1 protein-coding gene and 1 pseudogene are annotated in these 3,084 nt (G+C 63.6%); both read right to left on the minus strand.

Features of this window, described 5'->3' with window-relative positions; translation table 11 throughout:
* A pseudogene (locus PMN64_RS42550) lies at nucleotides 1-196 on the minus strand (DUF2778 domain-containing protein); the annotation flags it as partial.
* 261 nt (nucleotides 197-457) lie between these two features.
* Nucleotides 458-2,824 (minus strand): putative bifunctional diguanylate cyclase/phosphodiesterase, encoded by a 2,367-nt coding sequence (locus tag PMN64_RS42555; protein WP_411785073.1) that lies wholly within the window; start codon nucleotides 2,822-2,824, stop codon nucleotides 458-460.
* Nucleotides 2,825-3,084 lie beyond the last annotated feature (260 nt).

Consider the following 3,084-nt stretch of genomic DNA (forward strand, 5'->3'; position numbering starts at 1 on the left):
GTGGATAATAGAGTGAGGCCGAATTGATCGTGGAGCGAGAGCCGAAGCGATCGTCGAAGTTCAGCGACGCGGTGGTGTTGGCGAGCGCCGGACCGTGAAGCCATGCGGTGGGGTCGATGCCGACCATCCAGGCGGCAAGGCCAGACGACAGGGCAAGCGCGCTCACGGCAAACGCCGTGCTGCCCACCAGAGACATGCCGCGGCTCGACTTGCGCCGGGCAGGTTTCGTCGTTCGTTGACCCATCAATCCCCAAGTTCGGTGCTCTGGGGCCTGTTACCCGGCCCACCGGGATTCACCGATCACTCATCATATCAGGGAATTAGAGTAAGGCATAATCGAGACAAAACGGACAACGAGAGGTTTTTTAAACGTTTTTCGGATTGAAAGTGCCGGAGAATCAGCCTCGGGCGGGCTGAATTGACCGAAAAGGTCCCGATTCGGGACGATCTCGGCAGATCAGGCGATCTTTTCTTCCCAGAGGGTGAGCACCGGGACCGGCTTCCCGATGGCGTAACCCTGGGCGTAGTCGACCCCGATCTGGCGCAGCTCGTCCAGGATCGCGAGGTTCTCGACGAATTCCGCGACCACCTGCTTCTGCATGATCTTCGCGGTCTTGGTGATCATCTCGACCATCGCCCGATCGACCTTGCTGTTCAGGATCTCCTTCACGAACGAACCGTCGATCTTGATGATGTCGACCGGCAGGTGCTTCAGATAGGCGATCGAGGACATGCCGGTGCCGAAATCGTCGAGCGAGAAGCTGCAGCCGATCTCGCGCAGCCGCGCGATGAACTTCTGCGCCTCGTCGAGGTTCGAGATTGCGCTGGTCTCGGTGATCTCGAAACACACCGATGCCGGCGAAACGTCAAGCTGTGCGAACAGCCCGGCGACGAAGTCGACGAAGTCGCTGTCGCCGATGGTGGCGCCGGACAGGTTGATGGCGTAGCTGGCAATCTTGCGCGGCTGGTGCTTGCGCTCGGCGATGATCTCGAAGGCGCGGCGAACCACCCAGCGGTCGATCAGCGGCATCAGCCCGTAGCGTTCGGCGGCGGGCAGGAAACTGCCGGGCGGCACCAGCGCGCCGCTCTCGTCACGCAAGCGCAGCAAGAGCTCGCGCCGGTCGTTGCCTTTCAGCGCGCCGTTCACCGGGCGGATCTCCTGCTCGTAGAGGCAGAAGCGCTCCTCGTCCAATCCCTTCCGAATGCGATTGACCCAGCTCATCTCGGCAACGCGCACGGCCATGCCGGTGTCGGACGGACGGTGCTCCTGGACGCGGTTGCGTCCCTTGTCCTTGGCAAGGAAACAGGCGACGTCGGCAAGCCGCAACGCGTCCTGCACGCCGGCGCTGTCGGCCAGCCCGACCAGGCCGATGCTCGTGCTGATCCGGAAGCTCGACCCCTCATAAACGAAGTTCGACTGCTCGATCACCGCCCTGATCCGCTCCGCAACGTCGGCAGCGACGTCGTGCGTCGCGGAGCCGTCGTCACGCAGCAGAATGCCGAACTCGTCGCCGCCAAGACGCGCGACAAGGCCGCTGCCGCCGACTTCGGCCGCGAGCAGCCTCGCCACCTGCTTCAGCAACCGGTCGCCCGCCATGTGGCCGCAGGTGTCGTTGACGATCTTGAACTGATCGAGATCGATCAGCATCAGGTCGGCGCCCATGGCAGGCGAGCCCAACATCGCCTTGTGCAGTTCGAACTCGAACTGCCGCCGGTTGGCAAGGCCGGTGAGCGCGTCATGCGAGGCAGCCCACGCCAATTCCTCGACCAGCCGCCGTTCGGCGGTCATGTCGTGAATGATCATGACGCGGCCCGCCGGTTCTCCGGCATGCACGATCGGGGTCTCGACCACCGAGACCGGTACGCTGGAATGGTCCGGCCGCACCAGGAGCTGCGGCCGGCTGTCGTCGTCGGCGTCGAACGATCCGCGCACCGGCTGCTCGGCAATGCTGAACAGCGACGCCAGCGGCCGTCCCGTCACCTCCTGCCCTGCCGCGATGAGCCGCTGCGCGGCGGCGTTCATGTAGTCGACCCGATCGTCCTGCGTCGTCACGATGACGGCATCGCCGATCGATGCCAGCGTAAGCTGGGCGCGCTCCTTCTCGACCGCGAGCGCGGTCTCGGCGAGCCAGCGCCGCCACAGCATCCGCCTCGTGTGGACCAGCACGATGCCGGCAAGGCAAGCCGTGATCACGAGGTTGACCAGCAGCAGCAGCGCGGAGACCTGGCGCGACGCCTTGCCGAGATGATCGGAGAAATCGACGGCGAGCGTGCTCAGCGCGGCATCCACCGCACCGATCCGCTCGGCCCAGTGCCTGATGGTCGCAGCCGACGGATCGTGCAGCGCGACGTCGTTCGCGGCCTCGTTCCGGATTTCAATCAGCTGATCGAGCAACACATCCGAATTGCGCCATGCCGTCACCGCGCCGGCCACGTGGTGCATCTTGCGGAAATATTTGAACAGCCAGATCAGGCCGCCGATGTCGTCATCATGATTGCCCGCCCTGACGAAGCCGGCCCTCGCCGCGGCGTCATTGTCGCCGGGCGATTCCAGGGCGAGCCGCGCTGTGCGATCGGCCAGCGGCACCGCGATCGCGGCATCGAACTTCTGCAGATAGAGCGGCGCGCCGGTGCTGACATAGGTCTGGAGGTCGTGAATGGCATCCTTCTGTCCCTTCGACCACATGCTTTCGCCGGCCACATAGGCCCTGACGGCAGACATCACCTGCAGGCTGCCGGCAGACAGGCCGCCCAGCAGCAACACGATGGCCAGCAGAGGTCCCACCACCCGCCACAATGACCAGCTTCGAAACGAAAAGAACATGCCCAATGCGCCCGACCCTGAAATTCATCGGGTAAGCGTAGGAACCGTGACTTAACCTCACGTTGCAAAACGCGATGAGTTTGAAACGACTCGGCCGCAGCACAATTGCGTCAAACTTTACCCATCCCGGACAACCCCAGGGCAATCGCATATGGAAAGAAATCTGTCGGGCAGCGTCCTCGCGGCCATCCTTCGAGACGCCCGCCTTCGGCGGGCTCCTCAGGATGAGGTCTTGTTTTGCGGCACAATAGTAGACCCTC

Origin of the sequence: Bradyrhizobium sp. UFLA01-814, from assembly GCF_046718885.1 — a bacterium.
Lineage (GTDB): Bacteria > Pseudomonadota > Alphaproteobacteria > Rhizobiales > Xanthobacteraceae > Bradyrhizobium > Bradyrhizobium elkanii.

What these genes read in the sequence shown, in the direction of transcription:
- PMN64_RS42555 (WP_411785073.1), bottom strand. Translation starts at nt 2,824, where the DNA reads ATGTTCTTTTCGTTTCGAAGCTGGTCATTGTGGCGGGTGGTGGGACCT.